Origin of the sequence: Streptomyces chryseus (genome assembly GCF_014650755.1) — a bacterium.
Taxonomy (GTDB): domain Bacteria; phylum Actinomycetota; class Actinomycetes; order Streptomycetales; family Streptomycetaceae; genus Streptomyces; species Streptomyces chryseus.
In genome coordinates this window covers 78,253-97,684 of sequence record NZ_BMVO01000002.1, presented here as the reverse complement: position 1 = coordinate 97,684, position 19,432 = coordinate 78,253, and the positions used below count along the sequence as shown (strand labels likewise).

The following is a 19,432-nucleotide window of genomic DNA, read 5'->3' as shown; positions in this document are numbered from 1 at the left end:
GAGGTGCGAGCAATAAGCGCAAAACCCCAGGTCACGATATGGGTGTTACATCGACGGGGAAGCCGTTGAGCACCGCCGTGCCCGACAGCGGGTCGAGCCGGCTGCCGTCGAGGAGCTGGTTGACGTTGACGCCGGGAGCGGCGGCGGCGACCGCCATCCGTACGCCCTCGCGGTCGTGCCCCCAGCCGTGCGGCAGGCTCACCACTCCGGCGCGTACCGCGTCGGTCACCTCGACCGGGACCACCAGCGCCCCTCCCTCGGCGGCGACACGGGCGTCCGCTCCGTCGGTGAGGCCGAGCCGCGCCGCGTCGTGCGGGTGGACCTGGAGGGTGCACCGGTTGCTGCCGCCGGTCAGCGAGGGGATGTTGTGCATCCAGCTGTTGTTGGAGCGCAGATGACGGCGGCCGACGAGGACGAGCGCGGCGGGCCGTGTCTCCAGCGCGCGCCGCAGCCTCGGCAGGTCGGCGGCGACGGGTCCGGGCAGCAGCTCGATCTTGCCGCTGCGGGTCTTGAGGACCTGCGCCAGGCGCGGCCGGAGGGGGCCGAGGTCGACGCCGTGCGGGTGCGCCAGCAGGTCGTCCAGCACGAGGTCGTACGGGCCGAGGCGCAGCATCATGTCCAGGCGCCGCTGGGGGCCGCTCGTCCCGGTGAGTGCGGCGGCGAGCCGGGCGGGGTCGTCGCCGTGGACGGGTGAGTGCGGCGTGGCGACCGCCTTGGTGAGGGCGCGCTCGATGACGAGGTCGTCGACCGCCGAGGGGTCGGCGCCGTGCATACCGCTCACCGCGAGGATCAGCCGGGCGTGGATCTCGCTCTCGTCCATTCGCCCGTCCTCCAGGGGCACGGCGGCGGGGGTGAAGCGCGCCTGGTTGCGCACGGCGAAGGCGTTGAAGGCGAAGTCGAAGTGCGCGCTGCGGGACGGCGGCGGTGGCGGCAGGACGACGTCGGCGTGGCGTGAGGTCTCGTTGAGGTACGGGTCGACGCTGACCATGAAGTCCAGGTGCTCGCTCAGGGCGCGGTCGAGCCGCAGCCCGTCGGGGGCGGAGAGCACGGGGTTCGCGGCGATGGCGATCAGCGCGCGCACCCGCCCCTCCCCGGGGGTGTCGATCTCCTCGGCGAGCGCGGCCAGCGGCAGTTCGCCCTTGGCCTCGGGGTGGCCGCCGGCCCGGCTCGTCCACCGGCCGAGCGCGAAGCCCTTGCCGGGCCCGGCGGGACGGGGCGCGGGGGCGGTTGCCGAGAGCGGGAAGAGGACGCCGCCCGGGCGGTCGAGGTTGCCGGTGAGGACGTTCAGTACGTCGACGAGCCAGTTCGCCAGGGTCCCGAACTCGACGGTGGAGCTGCCGACCCGGCCGTACACGGCGGCGGTGGGCGCGGCGGCGAGCCCCCGGGCCAGCAGCCGGATCTCGTCGGCGGGCACGTCACAGGCAGCGGCCACGGCCTCCGGGGTGAAGTCCCTTACCGCTTCCCGTACTTCGCCGAGGCCGTCGAGGTGCTCCGCCAGGACGCCCGGGTCGGCGAGCTTCTCCTCGAAGAGGACCTGGGCGAGCGCCGCCAGGAGCAGCGCGTCCGTACCGGGCCGGATGGCGACGTGCCGGTCGGCCAGCTTGGCGGTACGGGTGCGGCGCGGGTCGACGACGACGAGCGTGCCGCCGCGCCGGCGCAGCGCCTTGAGCTTGCCGGGGAAGTCGGGGGCGGTGCACAGGCTGCCGTTGGACTCCAGCGGGTTGGCGCCGAGGAGCAGCAGGTGGTCCGTACGGTCCAGGTCGGGCACCGCGATGGCCAGCGGGTCGCCGAAGAGCAGGCCGCTGGAGACGTGCTTGGGCATCTGGTCGACGGTGCTGGCGGTGAACAGGCTGCGGGTGCGCAGCATGGAGAGCAGCACGGGCGGGTAGAGCGCGCCGGCCATGGTGTGGACGTTGGGGTTGCCGAGTACGACGCCGACGGAGTGTGGCCCGTACTCCTCGATCAGCGGCCGCATCCGGGCGGCGACGAGGTCGAACGCCTCGTCCCAGGTCGCCTCGCGCAGTGCGCCGCCCTCGCGGACGAGCGGTCCGGTCAGCCGGTCGGGGTCGGCGTCCACCTCTCCGAACGACGCGCCCTTGGGGCAGATGAACCCCTTGCTGAAGACGTCGTCGCGGTCGCCGCGCGCGCCGGTGACCCTGGTGCCCTCGATGGTGAGGGTCAGCCCGCAGGTGGCTTCGCAGAGCGGACAGACGCGCAGGGCGGTGCGGGACGGGGCGGTACGGGCGGCAGTGGCTTCGTCGTGACCGGACATGGGCCCTCCAGGGCGGCGTCGACGGTGGCGCGCGGGCACAGCCGAGCATACCGACCGGTAGGCATGGCCGGGAGGGGGTCGGGGCGACGGGATCAGTCGAGAGTCCGGGCCAGGTAGGCGTGCAGTACGGCGCGGGTCTCGGTGATCAGGTCCGGGTCGCCCGCCGGGTCGGCGCGGAAGGCGAGCTGGAGCAGCGCGTCGGCGGCTTCCACGGCCACCAGGACCGTGCGGCGCAGGGCCGGGTCGGGGGTGAGGCCGAGGTGGGCCGGGAGGAGGTCGGTGAGGCGGTCGATGACCCGGTAGTTGATGTCGTCCTCGGCCGTCCGCTCGCCCACCGGGATCTGGACGCCGAAGTCGACGAGCCGGAAGCCCGGCACGGTGCGCTTCATGGCGATGTACTCGTCGAGTACGGCGTCGACCGCGCCGCGCCAGTCCCCGGCGGGCACCGTGGCGAGCCGGGCGCTGATCCGCTCGGCGTAACGGTCGAGGTTGCGCTGGGCGAGGGCGTCGGCCATGGCGCGCTTGTTGCCGAAGAAGCGGTAGACCGACCCGATGGGCACGCCCGCACGCGCGGCGACCGCCCGGGTGCTCAGCTGCTCGTAGCCGATCTCGTCGAGGAGTTGGGCGCAGGCGTCCAGTATCCGGGCGAGCCGGTCGGCGCTGCGCTGCTGCACGGGGGCTCGGCGGAGCGAGTTCGTAGAGGGCACGCACCCATGATGCCGACCCGGCCCCCGGACGCGGCACCCGTTGACGGGCGGCCTCGCTAATCCTACTGTCAACCATAGGATTCCTTCGGCACCCCGGGAGCGGACGATGAGCGGCATCGAGCAGGCGAGGAAATCGGCCGAGGGGCTGGCCCACTCCTCGGGCTTCGGCAACGAGCACAGTTCCGAGGCCGTTCCCGGCGCCCTGCCGCACGGCCGCAATTCACCCCAGCGCGCACCGCTGGGGCTGTACGCCGAGCAGCTGAGCGGCTCGGCCTTCACCGAGCCGCGCGCCCACAACCGGCGCTCGTGGCTGTACCGGATCAGGCCGTCGGCCGCGCACCCCCCCTTCGTCCGCACCGACAACGGCGCCCTGCGCAGCGCGCCCTTCACCGAGACCGTCCCCGACCCGAACCGGCTGCGCTGGAACCCGCTGCCCGAGCCGGCGCCCGGCACCGACTTCGTGGCCGGCCTGTGGACGGTCGGCGGCAACGGCGACGCGACCCAGCGCGCCGGCATGGCCATCCACCTGTACTGCGCCAACGCCTCCATGACGGACCGGGTGTTCAGCGACTCCGACGGCGAGCTGCTGATCGTCCCCGAGCGCGGCGGTCTGCTGCTGCGCACCGAGTTCGGCCTGCTGCGCTGCGAGCCCGGCCACATCGCGCTGGTACCGCGCGGGGTGCGCTTCCGCGTCGAGCTGCTCGACGAGAGCGCCCGCGGCTACGTCTGCGAGAACTACGGGCAGCCCTTCCAGCTCCCCGACCTCGGCCCCATCGGCGCCAACGGCCTCGCCAACGCCCGCGACTTCCTGGCCCCGGTGGCGGCGTACGAGGACGTCGAGGGCCCGGTGGAGGTGGTGAACAAGTTCTGCGGCAACCTCTGGTCGGCGACGTACGACCACTCGCCCCTCGACGTCGTCGCCTGGCACGGCAACCACGTGCCGTACGTCTACGACCTGCGCCGCTTCAACGTCATGGGCACCATCAGCTACGACCACCCGGACCCGTCGATCTTCACGGTCCTCACCTCCCCGTCCGACACCCCGGGCCTGGCGGGCGTCGACTTCGTCGTCTTCGCGCCGCGCTGGCTGGTCGGCGAGGACACCTTCCGGCCGCCGTACTTCCACCGCAACGTGATGAGCGAGTACATGGGCCTGATCGAGGGCGCGTACGACGCGAAGGCCGAGGGCTTCGTCCCGGGCGGTGGCTCGCTGCACAACATGATGTCGGCGCACGGACCCGACCGTGAGACCTTCGACCGGGCGAGCGCCGCCGAGCTGAAGCCGCAGAAGATCGACGACGGCCTGGCCTTCATGTTCGAGACGCGCTGGCCGGTCACGGCCACCGCGCAGGCGGCCACCGCCGGCCATCTCCAGACGGCGTACGACGACGTGTGGCAGGGTCTGCAACGCCACTTCAGGTCGTAGTACCTACGGAGAAATGAAACCGTGACCGCATTCGCCCCCGACTCCCTGGTCCTGAACCGGAAGCTGCCGCTCTGGTACCAGGTCTCGCAGTCCCTGCGCGCTTCGATACTGGGGCGCACGCCCGACGCGTCGCTGCGGCTGCCCACCGAGGAGCAGCTCGCCACGCACTACGGCGTGAGCGTGCTGACCATGCGCCAGGCCCTCAAGGAACTGGAGGCCGAGGGCCTGATCAGCAGGCACCGGCGGCGCGGCACGTTCATCGAGCCGGGCGCCAGGCGCGGTGCGCCGCGCCGGCTGCTCGGCTCGATCGACGCGATCGTGGCCCAGCAGTCCGGGGAGCCGACGACGATCCTCGGGCACGGGACCACGCCAGTGCCCGGCGACCTCGTCGAGCACTTCCCCGGCGTCGACGAGGTCGTCACCTACCGGCGGCTGCGCCGTGACGGGGAGAGCGGCGAGCCGACCAACTGGGCGGAGAACGCGGTGCTGCCGGACGTCGCCGCCGGGATCGACCTCGCCGATCTCGAACGCTGGCCGATGACGAAGGTACTGCGGGACGTGGTGGGCGTACGGATCGGCAGGATCACGGACACGGTCGAGGCGCGCCTCGCCGACCCGGAGACGGCCGAGCTCCTGGACGTCCCGCTGCTCAGCCCGATCCTGCACTACACGGGCGTGACCTGCGACCGCGACGGCCGGGTCGTGGACGTGGCGCGCATCCGCTACCGGGGCGACCGCTTCTCCTTCTCGGTGACGGTGGACGCGCGCTGACCGGCGCGCCGCCCGCCGTGGTTACGATGCCCGCATGATTGCCCGCACGCCTGCGACGCGGTCCGACGCCCCGCTGCTCGGCGACCTCATGCCCTGGTCGGTGGCGCCCCTGCGGCTCGGCCGCCGCTGGGTGCTCGCCCCGGACCGGCGGACGCTGCGGGCCCGTTGGGACGCGCTGGTACGGGCCGACGGCGCCGGACGCGAGGAGCTCTTCGGCGCCACCCGGGCCCGTACGACGCACACCTCGGTCGCCGCGCTGCCGGGGCAGCGGACCGGCACCGGGCGCCTCGCGCGCGAGAGCGGCCCCTGTCCCGAGCCGGTGCGCGTCACGCACGGCCCCTTCGACGAGCAGTGGCTGATCCCCGACCACCGGCTGATCGACGCCGCCCGGCCGGAGCTGTGGCGGGTCGCCGACGACTCCCATCAGCTCTTCGCCGTGGAGCCGGGCCACGTGCCCCAGGCGGCGGGCCCGCCGGTGCTGGTCAGCGCGCTGCTCCCGGACGGCCGCTCCCCCGCCGGCCGCCCCGGCCGCATCCGCCCGCTGCACCGGCGCCCCGGCGGCCGCGAACCGAACCTGGCGCCGGGGCTGCTGCCGTTGCTGAGCGAGCGGTACGGGCACGAGGTGGCCGCGGCGGACGTGCTGGCGTGGGCGGTCGCCGCGGCGGAGGGCACGCCGGCCGGCGCGGTGGTGCCGCTGCCCGCCGGGCCGGAGGTCTGGGCGGCGGGCGTGGAGCTGGGACGGCGGATGACCTCGGTGCAGGTGCGGGGCGCACGGGGCGGGGAGCGTCCCAGGCTGCCGGGAGGCCGCAGGCCGTACGTGCGCTCCGCTGTGCCGGCGTGGCCCTCGGAGCTGCGGTACGACGCGCAGGAGGAGGCCCTGCACCTCGGGGAGGGCCGCGTCTCGCCCGTACCGGCGGCGGCCTGGGACTTCCACGTGGGCGGGGCGCGGGTGCTTCAGACATGGTTCGAGCGGCGTACGGCGCCGGGCGAGCCGGGCACCCTGGAGGCGATCCGCCCCGCGGCCTGGCCGCAGGAGTGGACGTCCGACCTGCTCGAACTGATCACCGTCCTGGCGCTGCTGGCCGGTCTTCAGGCGGGCCGGGAGGAACTGCGGGACGGTGAGCGGATCACTCGCGCCGAGCTGGCGGAGGCGGGCGTCCTGCCGGTCCCGGACGCGGCCCGGCGTCCGGCGTCGGTCCTGGACCACCAGGAGGAGGGCCCTGAGGGGCAGTTCGCGCTGCTCTAGCCCTGGGCGAAGCCCCGGTGTTGTACGAGGCGGCCGGTTCGCACACCGCTCCCGGGCCGTTCTCCGCCACCGTGTCCGGTGACAAAGGTGTGACGTACACGATAGTCAGGTCCCCATGAGCACTCAGCCGCTGCCCCTGGAGGGCATCACCGTCGTCGCCGTCGAACAGGCCGTCTCGGCGCCCTTCGCGACCCGCCAGCTCGCCGACCTCGGCGCCCGCGTCATCAAGATCGAGCGTCCGGACGGCGGCGACTTCGCCCGTGGCTACGACACCGCCGCCGGGGGGCTCGCCTCGCACTTCGTGTGGTGCAACCGGGGCAAGGAATCACTCGCCGTGGACCTCAAGGACCCGCGCGGGCTCGACGTGGTGCGACGGCTCGTGGCCGGGGCCGACGTGTTCGTGCAGAACCTCGCCCACGGCGCGGCGGCCCGGCTCGGCCTCGACGCCGCCACCCTGTGCGCGGCGCACCCCCGTCTGATCGCCGTGGACATCTCGGGATACGGCGCCGAGGGACCGTACGCCGACAAGCGGGCGTACGACATGCTCGTCCAGTGCGAGGCGGGGCTGGTGTCCGTGACCGGCACGCCCGAGCAGCCGGTGAAGGCCGGCATCCCGGCGGCCGACATCGCGGCGGCGATGTACGCGTTCTCCGGCGTCCTCGCGGCGCTGCTGCGGCGTGCGACGACCGGACGCGGCGGCCCCGTCGAGGTGTCGATGCTGGAGGCGCTCACCGAGTGGATGGGGCACCCGCTGCACCACGGCATGCACGGCGGCGAGGCGCCGGCACGGACGGGGGTCGCGCACGCCGTCATCGCGCCGTACGACGCCTATCCGACGGCGGACGGCGGGCAGGTGCTGCTGTCGGTGCAGAACGACCGGGAGTGGCGGCGGCTCGCCGAACAGGTGCTCCGGCGCCCGGAACTGGCGGACGATCCGGCGCTGGCCACGAACACCGCCCGTACGGGCAACCGGAAGAGGACGGACGCGGTGGTGGCCGAGGCGCTGGGAGTGATGAGTGCGCCGGAGGCGATCGCCGCGCTGGAAGGGGCCGGGATCGCCTGTGCGCGGCTGAACACGGTGGCCGAGGTGGCGGCGCACCCTCAGCTGGCGGCACGCGACCGGTGGCGGGAGATCGGTACGCCGGTGGGCCCGCTGCGGGCGATGCTGCCGCCGATCACGATGCCGGGCGGGGCGGACCCGCTGATGGGCCCGGTTCCCGCACTCGGCGAGCACACCGAAGCGCTGCTGCACGGCCTGGGAATGTCGGACGTGGAAACAGCAGCGCTGCGCCGGGACGGTGTGGTCGCCTGAGCGGTGTGCGACCGAGGTCCGCCCGCGTCAGTGGCGGCTGCCGAAGAGCGATCGACGCAGCCGTCGCAGCGGGGCGAAGAGCGAGACCCGCGCGCTCCTGCTCGCTCGCGAGTGCGCGACATCACGTGACGTGAGCTCGCGCATCAGCAGCGTCGCCGCGGCCGCCTCACCGCGCGGCACGGCTGGTCCGCCGAGCACCGCGAGATGACGGTCGAGGCGCGAACTGGTCGCGCCGCTCCCGCATGTGATCGCAGGCACTCGTGGCCTGCTGCGCACCGTTATCTGTTCCATGTCACTCCCCACCCGTACGAGGGCACCCGGCCCGGGCAGGTTAACCCTATCGCCCCGTCGAGACACTCGTGTATCCCGCCCTTGTGATTCACCACCCCTGTACGGGGGTTGACGACTCGGTGGCGATTACTCTCCGAAGGCGTGCGATTCCAGGGCGAGTTGGACAGTTCTCCTATCGCGGCACTTCGGGCGTGGCGGATTGGCGCCCAAGGGGGCTGCACAGGACCTGAGTTGAGCTAACTTTGAGTGGTTTCCACCGCGATGCCGCTCCGCCGCTGACAGGGGGCTCGCCAGTGAACGGACAGCCGGGCAACGGACAACGGGTGATCGCGGGCCGCTACCGCCTGCTGGCCCCTCTGGGCGAGGGCGGCATGGGCGTCGTGTGGCGCGCCCGCGACGACGTCCTGGGCCGCGAGGTCGCCGTCAAGGAGGTCAGGGCCCCGTCCGGCCTCGGCGCCACCGACGGGCAGCGGCTGTACGCACGGCTGGAGCGCGAGGCCTGGGCGGCGGCCCGCGTCTCGCACCGCAACGTGATCACCGTGTACGACGTGGCGACCGAGGAGGGCCGCCCGTGGATCGTGATGGAGCTGGTGCGCGGGCTGTCGCTCTCCGACGTACTGGACGCGGAGGGTCCGCTGCCGCCGGGGCGGGCCGCACGCGTGGGGGCGGAAGTACTGGCGGCCCTGTGCGCGGCGCACGGGGCGGGCGTCCTGCACCGTGACGTGAAGCCCGCGAACGTCCTGCTCGCCAATGACGGCCGTGTCGTCCTGACGGACTTCGGCATCGCGACGGTCGAGGGGAGCTCGGCGCTCACGATGACCGGCGAGCTGATCGGGTCGCCCGAGTTCCTGGCACCGGAGCGGGCGCTTGGACGTACGCCGGGGCCCGAGTCGGACCTGTGGTCGCTCGGGGTGCTGCTGTACGCCGCTGTGGAGGGCGACTCACCGTTCCGCCAGGACACCCCGCTGTCCACCCTGCGGGCCGTGGTCGACGAGGAGTTGCCGCCCCCGGCGCGGGCGGGGGCCCTGGCGCCGGTGATCGAGGGGCTGCTGCGCAAGGAGCCGGCCGAGCGGATGTCCGCCACGGAGGCGGAGCGCCTGCTGCGGGCCGTGGGTTCGGGGGACACCCCGCGTACGAGGGGTACGGCGTTCGCAGCGGCGCCCCTCGTCCCGGCCGGTTCGCACGGCCCGGCCGCCACGGGTCCGCCGATCGCGGAGTCCTCCCCGTACGGGAGCCCGGCGACGACGGCCTCGGCCTCGACGCGGGACGGCTCACGGCGGGCGACCGTGGTGCTGGCGGCGGGGGTACTGGCGCTGCTGCTCGCGGTGGCGGGCATCACGTGGGCGGTGATGAACGCCGACGACGACCCGAACGCGCCCGCGAGCGGCGGCTCGTCGGCCACGACGGGCGGCGGCGACACGGGCGGCGACTCAGGCGGCGACGGATCCGGCGGAGGCGGGGGCGATGACGGCGGGAGTTCCGACGGCGGCGGAACGGACGGCGGCACCAGTACCGGCGGCGGCGCGACCGGCGGGGACACGGGCGCGACCGGCGCCGACACCGGAGGAAACGGCGGCGACGACGGCGGGGGCGACGGCGGCCACACCGGAGGCACCGGGAGCGACGGCGGCGGTGACGGCGGTACGACCGCGCCGCCGCCCCAGTCCGTGAAGGTCACCGTCGTGGCGGTGCGCGGCGGCTACTCCGGCGCCTGCCCGCCGCCGGAGGCCGGGGCCCCGGCGTTCACCGCGACGTTCACGGTCGGGCGGGTCCCCGTCCAGGTCGGCTACCGCTGGGTGACGGGCAGCGGGGAGTCCTCGGACCCGGGCTGGAAGACGCTGAGCTTCGCGGCGGGCGAGGAGAAGTCGAAGCGGGTGAACCACACGGAGACGACGTACAAGGAGGACGGGACCCACCACGACGAGATCCGCGTCGAGGTCAGGAGCCCGGTCGAGGCGACGTCCGGCTCCGTGCCGTTCTCGGTGACCTGCGAGCAGGAGACCCCGACGGGCGGGCTCTCCCACACGGCCGGCGGTTCGGCGGATGCGCGGACGCTCAGGCGGCGGAGGTGAAGACGGGCAGGTAGCCGCCCGACTGGCCGGCCGCGGTCGGGTGGTACGACTCGCCGATGTTGGTCCACTTCACGCTGTGCAGCCAGGGCGCCGACGAGCAGATCTCGTGGCCCGCGAAGGCCGGGGTGACCTGCGCAAAGGTGTAGCCGTGGTCCGCCGCGCGCTTGGCGGTGGCGTCGTTGAGGTAGTCGGAGGCGCCGTTGATGGCGGACCGCTCGCGCTCGGTGAGCCCGGCGATACAGCTGCCGTTCAGCTTGTAGAAGCGGGGGTAGCCGAGCACGACGACGCGCGCCGTGGTGGCCTTCGCTCTGATCGCCGCGTACACGGAGTCGAGCCTGCCGGGCAGCGTGGAGTCGACATAGGCGCGCGCCGTGGCGATCCGGGCGAGGCAGCTGGACTCGGACTGGGTGACGCACGTCGTCATGACGTCCGCGAAGCCGGCGTCGTTGCCGCCGACGGTGAGGGAGACGAGGTCGGTCGAGGCGTTGAGCGGGGCGAGCTGACCGGCGGTCACATCACCCGTACGGGCGCCCGAGCAGGCGGTGAAGGCGAACGTCGAGGGTGAATGGGACGCCGCCCACAGGACGGGGTAGGCGCGGGTGCTGCGCTTGCAGTCGCCGCTCGCACTGTCGTAGCTGCCGGCCCCGACGCCCGAGGAGTAGGAGTCGCCGAGGGCCACATAGTCCAGGGATTCGGCCTGTTGGGCCGCCTGCGCCGCGCTCGCCCCGGTGAGGGCGAGAGCCGCGGCGAGCAGGAGCGAGGATGAGAATGCCGCGATTCGGGACAGTTTCATGGAACCTCCCTTAGCAGGGTTTCCGCCTCAACTGTCGTAGCAGTCCCCATACATCACGGGAAGTGTTCATGCCAAGAACTTTCGACGAGGGCTTCCACACGACCCCTCCGCATCCTTGACGCGCCGGAGTGCGCTGCGCGACATTGAAGCCCGGCATCCGGCGCTTCAGGGGGCAAAGTCGCCAATGCAGACCATCGATGACAAGCCATTGACTCGCATCTCGGACTCGCTGCCCGCGCTCGCGGGCGCGGCACTCGCCGTATCGGCGGTCGGCGCCGTCCTGGCGTTCGCCGATCTGGCGTCGCCGCTTCGCGCACCGTTCACTCTCTTCTTCCTGCTCGTGGCGCCGGGCTGCGCCGTGGCGTCGGGGCTCCGGGGCCTGGATCCGCTGGGCCGCCTGGTGGCGTCGGCGGCGGCGGCCGTCGCGCTCAACCTGCTGGTCGCCCAGGCGATGCTGGCCACCCACGTCTGGTCCATCAGGGGCGCGGTCGCGGCGGTCGCCGTCATCAGCGCCCTGCTCTTCGTGCTGACACTGGTACGGCGCCCCGGCGGCTCCACGGCGAGAAGGCGGACCACCTGACCATGGACATCGCAGTGCACCGCCCCGGCGAGCTCAGCGCCGCCGACCGGGCGACGTGGACAGCCATGCAGTCCAAGGCCCACCTCCACGGTGCGCCGGAGCTGGCGAACCCTTTCCTCTCCCCCGAGTTCACCCTGGCGCTCGACCGGTACCGGCGCGGGGTGCGCGTGGCCGTCGTACGGGAAGACGGTGAGCCCGTGGCCTTCTTCCCGCACCAGAGGTCCGCCACCGGGGTCGGCAGGGCCGTCGGGCTCGGAGTGTCGGACAGTCAGGGCCTGGTGCACCGGCCCGGATTCATCTGGGACGCGCGGGAGCTGCTGCGGGCCTGCGGGCTCGCGGTGTGGGAGTTCGACCACCTGGCGCCGGGACAGGAGGCGTTCGGGTCCGGCGTCACGGGCACGTTCCCCTCACCGGTGATCGACACGGCGGACGGTTACGAGGCGTACCTCGCCCACCTGCGGAAGAACGCGCCGAAGTTCCTCAGGACGACGCTCGCCAAGGAACGCAAGCTGATCCGCTCGGTCGGCGAACTGAGGTACGTGCACGACGAGCGAGACCCGGCGGCGCTGCGGACGCTGATGCGATGGAAGTCCGCGCAGTACCGCAGGACCGGGCGCAGCGACCGTTTCACGCAGTCCTGGATCATCGGACTCGTCGACCACTTGTTCCACACCAGGACGCCGTCCTTCGCCGGCCTGCTCTCGGTGCTGTACGCGGACGGCCGGCCGATCGCCGCGCATTTCGGTCCGCGTTCGGAAAGGATCATGTGCTGCTGGTTTCCGTCCTATGATCCGCAGTTCGCGAAATTCTCGCCCGGCCTGCTCATGCACCTGCGGATAGCGGAGGCGGCGGCCGCCGACGGTATCGCGTACATCGATCTCGGACGCGGCCAGAAAGCGTACAAGGACTCCCTCAAGACCCGGGAGATCATGGTTTCCGAGGGGTGGATGATGCGACGTCACCCAGTGGCCCTCGGCCACTGGGCACACCGCGCCCCGCTGCGCGCTCTGCGCAATACAGTCGTCGAACGACCGGAACTGTTCGAACCCGCCGATAAACTGCTCAAGCGGATCGGCGAATTCCGATCGGGACGCTTCCGGAACTGACCGCCGATATAACGCCAAAGAGGTAGCAAAGCAAGACCCCGTTCCAGGTCTTGCCATACGGTCCACATCATCAATACCGTCGTACATCCACCCGCAACGGTGCATCACGCAAAGCGACTCCAGGGGAGGGCTCAGGCGTCGCGATGGGGGCCGGTGCGGGGCGCGGTAGGGGGGGTGTCGTACTCGGCGATCAGTGCTGAATTCGATCAGCGCTGTGCCGAGTCGCGTGCCGCGTGGGAAAGCTGTGCCAGCTCGCCCGTCCAGTACGGAGACGTATTCCGTCATGGGCCGGGCGAGAACCCCCCTTTCGAACCGGAAACTCATCCGGACCGCCCGGGGGCGGGCGGTCCACCGGTGGAGAGGGAAAAGACTCATGAGCTCATTCCTCCGCCCTGCTGTCGAGGGCCAGGATCCACTGATCTCCGACAGCCCATACCGGCCTGTCTCCTCACATCTCGCCATCGCGCCGCCGGTGAGCGTCGTGATCCCCGCCATGAACGAGGCGGAGAATCTTCCGTACGTCTTCAAGACCCTTCCGGCCTGGATCCATGAAGTGATCCTGGTCGACGGGAATTCGACCGACGACACCGTCCGGGTGGCCCGTGATCTCTGGCCGGGAATCAAGGTCGTCAAGCAGCGCGGAAGAGGCAAGGGCGACGCACTCATCAGCGGATTCGCCGCCTGCACCGGCGAGATCATCGTCATGGTCGACGCGGACGGCTCGGCCGACGGCCACGAGATCGTCAGTTACGTGTCGGCGCTCGTGTCGGGGGCCGATTTCGCCAAGGGCTCGCGCTTCGCCAACGGCGGCGGCACGGACGACATGACGCCGATCCGCAAGCTCGGCAACCGGGTGCTGTGCGCCGTGGTCAACGCCAAGTTCGGAGCCCGCTACACCGACCTCTGCTACGGCTACAACGCCTTCTGGCGGCACTGCCTCGACAAGATCGACCTCGACTGCACGGGCTTCGAGGTCGAGACGCTGATGAACATCCGGGTCGTCAAGGCCGGCCTGCGCGTCCAGGAGATCCCCAGCCACGAGTACGTCCGCATCCACGGCATGAGCAACCTCAGCGCCGTACGGGACGGGCTGCGCGTCCTGAGAGTGATCCTGAAGGAGCAGGGGAAGCGGCGCACCGGACGGCGCCGCCCGCCGGTCTTCGCCCCCGGCGCCAGCCGGGGAGAGGTGTCTTGAGCCACCTGGACATCTCGGTGGTGATCTGTGTGTACACCGAGGACCGCTGGGAGGACATCCTCGCGGCGGTCGACTCGGTGCGCCGCCAGTCACGGCCCGCCGCCGAGACCCTGCTGGTCGTGGACCACAATCCGGCGCTGCTGGAGCGCCTGAGCGAGGAAGTACGCGCGAACACGACGCCGGACGAGGAGGTGCGGGTGCTCGCCAACGCGGGCCCCCGCGGCCTCTCCGCCGGCCGCAACACCGGTATCGCCGCCGCCCGCGGCGAGATCGTCGCCTTCCTCGACGACGACGCCGTGGCGGAGCGCGACTGGCTGCGCCACTTCGCCGAGGGGTACGAGGACCCGCGCGTCATGGCCGTCGGGGGCCGGACCGAGCCGGCGTGGGCGTCCGGCCGCCGGCCGCACTGGTTCCCGGAGGAGTTCGACTGGATCGTCGGCTGTACGTACCGGGGCCTGCCGCCCGGACGGGTGCGGGTCCGCAACGTCCTCGGCGGCAACGCCTCCTTCCGCAGGTCGGCCTTCGAGGTGGTGGGCGGGTTCGCCACCGGCATCGGGAGGGACGGCGACAAGCGGCCGCTGGGCTGCGAGGAGACGGAGCTGTGCATCCGGCTCACCCGGGCCCTGCCGGACGCGGTGCTGCTGATCGACGACCGCTCGGTGATCCACCACAAGGTCCCGGCCGTCCGCGAGCGGTTCGGCTACTTCCGTACGCGCGCGTACGCCGAGGGGTTGTCGAAGGCACTCGTGGCACGGAGTGTGGGCATGGGCAAGGGGCTCGAGTCCGAACGCCGCTACACCACCCGGGTCCTGCCGGCCGGTGTCGCCCGGGGGCTGCGCGACGCGGCCCTCGGGCGGCCGGGCGGCGCGGGCCGGGCCGGGGCCATCGTGGCCGGGGTGGCGGCGGCCGCGGGCGGTTACGTGCTCGGCAGCCTCCGGGCCCGGAGGGGAGGAGCGATGTTCTCGATCCCGGGCACGGCTCCGGGGCCGGGTCCGGCGGCCACCGCCGGCAGACCCCGGGTGCGGGGGGAGGCGCCGTGAGCGGGCCGGTTCCGATCCTGATGTACCACGCGGTGGGGCCCCGGCCCGCGAAGGCGGCGTACGGCCTGTCGGTCTCCCCCGAGGCGTTCGCCGAGCAGATGGCGCTGCTCGGCGAACGCGGCTTCACCCCGCTGACCACCGCGCAGCTGGGGGCGGCCTGGCGGGGCGACGGGACGCTGCCGCGGCGGCCGGTGCTGATCACCTTCGACGACGGTTACGAGGGCGTGCACCGGCACGCCCTCCCCGCCCTGGCCCGGCACGGTTTCGCCGCCACCGTCTTCGTCTCGACGGGCTGGCTGCGCGGCCCGTACGACGCGGGCGGCGCGCTCGACACGATGCTCGACTGGGACCAGGTGCGGGAACTGGCCGCCGCCGGGACCGAGATCGGCGGCCACAGCCACACCCATCCGCAGATGGACCAACTGGCGGACGACGAGCTGTGGTTCGAGACCCGGCGCTGCCGGGAGATCATCTCGCAGGAACTGGGCGCCCGGCCCGTGTCCTTCGCCTACCCGTACGGTTATTCCAGCCGGCGGGTGCGCCGCACGGTGCGCGAGGCCGGCTTCGCGCAGTCGCTCGCCGTGCGCAACGCCCTCGCCCAGCGGTGCCAGGGGCCGTACGCCCTGGCACGGGTGACCGTACGGCGCACCACCGGCATCGAGGAGTTCGAGGGTCTGGTGCACGGGCGGTCCGTCGCCCGTACGTTCGCCGGGAGCCGGGTCCTCACCAAGGGGTACGCCGTGGTCCGCAGAGCCCGCGCGGTCGGCCGGAAGGTGAACAGGAGCCGTGTCTGACACGACCACCGCCCGGGCCGAAAGCCCGGCGAAGGACGAGCCGCCGACCGGGCGCCGCCTGCGCCTGCCGGGGAGCGGCGGCGGCAGTCCGCTCTTTCGCAACGCCTACGCGCTGATGCTCAACACCGGCATCAGCGCGCTGCTCGGTCTGAGCTTCTGGCTGGCCGCCGCCCGGTACTACTCGGAGTCCGCGGTCGGACAGGGCTCGGCGGCCATCGCCGCGATGAAGCTGCTGGCCGGGCTGACCGCGCTGACGCTGACCGGGGCGCTCGCCCGGTTCATACCGGTGGCGGGGCGCGGGACCGGGCGGCTGGTGCTGCGGACGTACGCGGGCAGTTCCGTGGTGGTGGCGGGTGCGGCGCTGGTGTTCCTGTCGACGCTCGGCCTGTGGGGCCCTTCGTACAGCTTCCTGAACGGCCCGCTGAACGGCGCCGGCTTCGTGCTCGCCGTCGTCGCCTGGTCGTTGCTCACGCTCCAGGACGGGGTGCTGACGGGCCTGCGCAGTGCGCTGTGGGTGCCCGTGGGCAACACCGTCTTCTCGGCGGTCAAGCTGGTGCTGCTGGTCGTGATCGCCGCCTCGGTCCCCACCGCGGGCGTGTTCGTCTCGTGGGTCGCGGCGATCGCCGTGTCGGTGATCCCGCTGGGGTGGCTGGTCTTCCGGCGCCTGGTGCCGCGGCACGTGGCGGCCACCGAGGACCGCGCCCGGCCGCCGACGCTGCGCCAGATGGGCCGGTTCCTGGCCGGCGACTACACGGGGTCGCTCTTCTCGCTGGCGGTCGTCTACGCGGTGCCGGTGATCGTCGCCTCGCAGGTCAGCGCCGAGGACAACGCGTACTTCTACATCACCACGACCATCGGCGGCACGGTCAACCTGCTCGCGATCAACATGGGCGCCTCCCTGACGGTGGAAGGCGCGCACGACCCGAGCACCCTGGCCCACAACTGCCGCGCCGCGCTGCGCCGGATGGCGCGCATCATGCTGCCGGTCGCGGCGGTCCTGTTCTTCGGCGCCCCGTACATCCTGGGCGTGTTCGGCCAGGGGTACGCCGACGCCGCGACCCCGCTGCTGCGCTGGTTCGCCGTCGGCGCGCTGCTGCGCGTCGTCATCGAGGTGTACTTCGCGGTCCTGCGCGCCCAGAGCCGCACCTCCCCGCTCGCCTACCTCCAGGGCGGGCTGTGCGTCCTGGTGCTCGGGCTGACGCTTCTCCTGCTGCCGCGCATGGGGCTCGTGGGGGCGGGGATCGCGGAGATCTCCAGCCTGGCGGTCGTGGCCTCGGTCGCGGGCGTGATGCTCTACCGGGTGGTGCGGTCGGCGCCGCCGGCGACGTCCACCGGCGCGGACGCGACGGCTCCGGACGGCGACCTGGCGGACCTGGCGGCCGACGGCGACGCGGGGGTCGCCGTCGGCGGCGAGCGCACGGAGTGGGACAAGCCGTCCGGCGGCGAGTTCGGGACGCGCTGGGCGCTGCGGTCGGCCCTCGACTCGCCCACCATGCCGCTCGGAGTGCGCCTGGACTTCGACCACCCGGAGCGCCGGCCCGATGTGCGGCCGGGGCCGCCGGCCCCGGCCGCCGGTACGCCCGCACCGGCGGACCGGCCGGGCGGCGAGGGCCACGGCACCCGGCCGACGTGGGCGCTGAGGCCGCCGCTGCCCGGGGCGGCCGTGCCCGCCCGCTCCCCCGCCTCCGTACCGGCGGGCCCACCGTCCCCCGAGGCGAGCGAGGAGCGCGTGCCGCCCGCCGCCCCGGCGCTCGGCGCACCGCCCGCGCCCCGCCGCACCACGATGCGCGCCCTGCGCACCCGCGCGCCCGAACTCACCGTCGTCCTGCTGCTCCTGGCGGCGCTGGCGCTCTACTGGCTGCCGGTGCGCGGCATCGGCGAGGCCGGTCTGGACCGTATGGGCGGCCTCGGCCTGGTCTCCGTACTGCCGGGGGCGACGCTGTTCGGCGCCGGGCTGCTCGCGGTGTCGTTCGCCTCGCTGCTGTGGCTGGACCGGCCGAGGACCGTACTGCTGACCGTGGCGCTGCTGGCGACGGTGGTGTCGCTGCACGCCCTGCCCGCCGTACTGGAGGCCGAACCGCGCTTCCCGACCGCCTGGCAGCACCTCGGCTTCCTCGACTACATCGAGCGGACCGGCACGGCGGTGCCCGACCTCGACGCGCGCTGGAGCTGGCCCGGCTTCTTCGCCCTGGCCGCCTTCGTCGCCGAGGCGTGCGGCGTGACGGACATGACACCGGTCATCCGCTGGTGGCCACTGGCCATGCAACTCCTCTACCTGCCGCCGCTGTTCCTGCTGACGCGCTCGATGCGGGCGGGCTGGCGCGCCCGGTGGGCGGGCGCGTGGATCTTCGTACTGAGCGGCTGGGTCGGCCAGGACTACTTCTCGCCGCAGGGCTTCACGTACGGGATGTACCTCGCGTTCGTCGCGGTGCTGCTGGTCTGGTTCCGTGAGCCGCGCGTGCTGTGGACCAGGCGGCGCCCTGGCGAGGCCGAGGTGAGGCCGGCCGGGCGGCGCGAGAAGGCGGTGCTGCTGCTGGTGCTGGCCGGGCTGTTCGCCGCCACCGTGCCGGCCCACCAGCTCACGCCGTTCGTGATGCTCGGTGTGCTCGCCGTCCTGGTGGTGGCGGGCCGCTCCACGCTGCGCGGGCTGCCCATGCTGTTCGCCGTCCTGGTCGCGGTCTGGATCGGCTTCTTCGCGGAGCCGTACTGGTCGGGGCACTTCGACGAGCTGTTCGGCGGGGTCGGCGGCGTGGGCGGCAATGTGACCTCGTCGGTGTCCGGCCGCATCGAGGGCGGCAGTTCGACGCACAAGCTGGTGCTGTACGTGCGGGTCGCGATGGCCGGCGGTGTGATGGCCCTCGCGTGCTGGGGCTGGTGGCGGCGGCGCTTCGCCGGTTACAGCGAGCGCTCGCTGCTCGTGCTGGCCTTCGTGCCGTTCCTCGGCTTCGGCATGCAGTCGTACGGCGGCGAGATGGCCCTGCGCGTCTTCATGTTCGCGCTGCCGGGCGCCGCCCTGCTGGCCGGGCTCGCGCTGTTCCCCCGGACCGGGGTCACGGCCGCCGAGCGGGAGGCGGACCGCAAGAGCCTCGCGCCGCTGGCCGCGCTGCTGACGGGCCTGGTCCTGATGGGCGGCTTCCTCGTCTCCCGCTGGGGCAACGAGTCCTTCGAGCGGACCCGGGGTGGGGAGGTGGCCGCGATGGAGTTCGTGTACGCGCACGACGACCCGTCGGTGCGGCTGCTGTGGATGAGCAACGACCCCGTCGACGAGGTCACGCCGGCGATCCCGTGGGGCGCGCGGGACATGGAGAAGGTCGCTTACGTACCGACGCTCGCCCCCAGGGACCCGGTCCTGGTCGCGGGTCTGGTCAAGTCGCTCAAGACCGCGGGGCCGAACGCGTACCTCATGATCAACCGGAGCCAGTCGACGTATCTGCGGCTCGACGCCGGCTACTCGCCCACCTGGGAGAAGCGGCTGACCGCGAACCTCGACGAGCGGCCGGAGCTGAGGAAGGTCCTGGCGAACGCGGACGTGTCGCTGTACGCGCTGCGCGAGCAGCCCGACGGCCCGGTCGAGCGGCCCGACCCGGGCCCACCGGGTCCGAAGATCACGTGGACGCCGTGGTCGGTGGTGGGCGCGCTGGCCGCGCTGGCGCTGATCGTGCTGCTGGCGGCGCGGGAGGTCGTACGGGTGGCGGTGGCGCCGGGCGTGCGGCAGTTGCAGTGGCTCCAGAGCACGTTCTGGTTCTCGCTGCCGCTGATGGCCGTGCTGCTGGCGTCGCTGGTGCAGCGCTTCCTGACGATGTCGTGAGGTGGGAGGGGTGGCCGGG

Annotated in this window: 15 protein-coding genes; 11 read left to right on the top strand and 4 right to left on the bottom strand. The window is 72.9% G+C overall.

The features are described from left to right. Positions 1–31: 31 nt before the first annotated feature. Entirely contained in the window at positions 32–2,272 is a 2,241-nt protein-coding gene (locus tag IE185_RS05040; protein WP_138895584.1) for a molybdopterin-dependent oxidoreductase, read from the bottom strand. Between the two features lie 92 nt (positions 2,273–2,364). After that, positions 2,365–2,979, bottom strand: coding sequence for a TetR/AcrR family transcriptional regulator (locus IE185_RS05035; protein ID WP_229843357.1), 615 nt, complete (start codon positions 2,977–2,979; stop codon positions 2,365–2,367). A 106-nt stretch (positions 2,980–3,085) separates the two neighbouring features. Between IE185_RS05035 and hmgA the strand changes: the two genes are divergently transcribed. From hmgA to IE185_RS05015, 4 genes are all read left to right on the top strand, one after another. After that, on the top strand, positions 3,086–4,405 hold the full coding sequence (gene hmgA, locus IE185_RS05030; protein ID WP_138895586.1) for a homogentisate 1,2-dioxygenase: 1,320 nt from the start codon (positions 3,086–3,088) through the stop codon (positions 4,403–4,405). A gap of 21 nt (positions 4,406–4,426) precedes the next feature. Continuing rightward, positions 4,427–5,176 (top strand): GntR family transcriptional regulator, encoded by a 750-nt coding sequence (locus IE185_RS05025; protein ID WP_138895587.1) that lies wholly within the window; start codon positions 4,427–4,429, stop codon positions 5,174–5,176. 34 nt (positions 5,177–5,210) lie between these two features. Continuing rightward, a complete protein-coding gene (locus IE185_RS05020) occupies positions 5,211–6,422 on the top strand; it encodes a type ISP restriction/modification enzyme (protein WP_138895588.1) in 1,212 nt (403 codons plus the stop codon). A 115-nt stretch (positions 6,423–6,537) separates the two neighbouring features. Further along, positions 6,538–7,734, top strand: a complete 1,197-nt coding sequence (locus IE185_RS05015; protein WP_138895589.1) for a CaiB/BaiF CoA transferase family protein — start codon at positions 6,538–6,540, stop codon at positions 7,732–7,734. A gap of 27 nt (positions 7,735–7,761) precedes the next feature. On the opposite strand, the gene IE185_RS05010 is transcribed toward IE185_RS05015, so the two are convergent. Beyond that, positions 7,762–8,025 carry a hypothetical protein gene (locus IE185_RS05010; RefSeq protein WP_138895590.1) on the bottom strand — a complete coding sequence of 88 codons (264 nt, stop codon included), beginning with the start codon at positions 8,023–8,025 and terminating at the stop codon, positions 7,762–7,764. Between the two features lie 293 nt (positions 8,026–8,318). On the opposite strand from IE185_RS05010, the gene IE185_RS05005 reads away from it, so the two are divergent. Beyond that, positions 8,319–10,097: a serine/threonine-protein kinase gene (locus tag IE185_RS05005; protein ID WP_138895591.1), complete on the top strand. Its 1,779-nt coding sequence runs from the start codon at positions 8,319–8,321 to the stop codon at positions 10,095–10,097. On the opposite strand, the gene IE185_RS05000 is transcribed toward IE185_RS05005, so the two are convergent. After that, positions 10,081–10,890 (bottom strand): SGNH/GDSL hydrolase family protein, encoded by an 810-nt coding sequence (locus IE185_RS05000; protein ID WP_138895592.1) that lies wholly within the window; start codon positions 10,888–10,890, stop codon positions 10,081–10,083. The two genes, IE185_RS05005 and IE185_RS05000, sit on opposite strands and share 17 nt — an antisense overlap. Before the next feature lie 184 nt (positions 10,891–11,074). On the opposite strand from IE185_RS05000, the gene IE185_RS04995 reads away from it, so the two are divergent. The 6 genes from IE185_RS04995 (at position 11,075) to IE185_RS04970 (ending at position 19,413) form a co-directional block, all read left to right on the top strand. After that, positions 11,075–11,470, top strand: a complete 396-nt coding sequence (locus IE185_RS04995) for a hypothetical protein (RefSeq protein ID WP_138895593.1) — start codon at positions 11,075–11,077, stop codon at positions 11,468–11,470. Positions 11,471–11,472: 2 nt separating this feature from the next. Beyond that, on the top strand, positions 11,473–12,576 hold the full coding sequence (locus IE185_RS04990) for a GNAT family N-acetyltransferase (RefSeq protein ID WP_138895594.1): 1,104 nt from the start codon (positions 11,473–11,475) through the stop codon (positions 12,574–12,576). Between the two features lie 373 nt (positions 12,577–12,949). Continuing rightward, positions 12,950–13,771 (top strand): glycosyltransferase family 2 protein, encoded by an 822-nt coding sequence (locus IE185_RS04985; RefSeq protein WP_138899256.1) that lies wholly within the window; start codon positions 12,950–12,952, stop codon positions 13,769–13,771. After that, positions 13,768–14,811 carry a glycosyltransferase family 2 protein gene (locus tag IE185_RS04980; protein ID WP_138899257.1) on the top strand — a complete coding sequence of 348 codons (1,044 nt, stop codon included), beginning with the start codon at positions 13,768–13,770 and terminating at the stop codon, positions 14,809–14,811. The genes IE185_RS04985 and IE185_RS04980 overlap by 4 nt, the downstream gene beginning before the upstream one ends. 20 nt (positions 14,812–14,831) lie before the next feature. Beyond that, the gene (locus IE185_RS04975) at positions 14,832–15,605 is read left to right on the top strand and encodes a polysaccharide deacetylase family protein (protein WP_138909603.1); all 774 of its coding nucleotides are present in this window, start codon (positions 14,832–14,834) and stop codon (positions 15,603–15,605) included. Beyond that, positions 15,598–19,413 carry a lipopolysaccharide biosynthesis protein gene (locus IE185_RS04970; RefSeq protein WP_189714709.1) on the top strand — a complete coding sequence of 1,272 codons (3,816 nt, stop codon included), beginning with the start codon at positions 15,598–15,600 and terminating at the stop codon, positions 19,411–19,413. Before IE185_RS04975 ends, IE185_RS04970 begins: the two co-directional genes overlap by 8 nt. Positions 19,414–19,432: the final 19 nt, after the last annotated feature.

Coding starts and splice junctions, on each gene's coding strand:
- IE185_RS05040 (WP_138895584.1), bottom strand. CDS start 2,272: ATGTCCGGTCACGACGAAGCCACTGCCGCCCGTACCGCCCCGTCCCGC.
- hmgA (WP_138895586.1), top strand. CDS start 3,086: ATGAGCGGCATCGAGCAGGCGAGGAAATCGGCCGAGGGGCTGGCCCAC.
- IE185_RS05020 (WP_138895588.1), top strand. CDS start 5,211: ATGATTGCCCGCACGCCTGCGACGCGGTCCGACGCCCCGCTGCTCGGC.
- IE185_RS05015 (WP_138895589.1), top strand. CDS start 6,538: ATGAGCACTCAGCCGCTGCCCCTGGAGGGCATCACCGTCGTCGCCGTC.
- IE185_RS05010 (WP_138895590.1), bottom strand. CDS start 8,025: ATGGAACAGATAACGGTGCGCAGCAGGCCACGAGTGCCTGCGATCACA.
- IE185_RS05000 (WP_138895592.1), bottom strand. CDS start 10,890: ATGAAACTGTCCCGAATCGCGGCATTCTCATCCTCGCTCCTGCTCGCC.
- IE185_RS04995 (WP_138895593.1), top strand. CDS start 11,075: ATGCAGACCATCGATGACAAGCCATTGACTCGCATCTCGGACTCGCTG.
- IE185_RS04990 (WP_138895594.1), top strand. CDS start 11,473: ATGGACATCGCAGTGCACCGCCCCGGCGAGCTCAGCGCCGCCGACCGG.
- IE185_RS04985 (WP_138899256.1), top strand. CDS start 12,950: ATGAGCTCATTCCTCCGCCCTGCTGTCGAGGGCCAGGATCCACTGATC.
- IE185_RS04975 (WP_138909603.1), top strand. CDS start 14,832: ATGTACCACGCGGTGGGGCCCCGGCCCGCGAAGGCGGCGTACGGCCTG.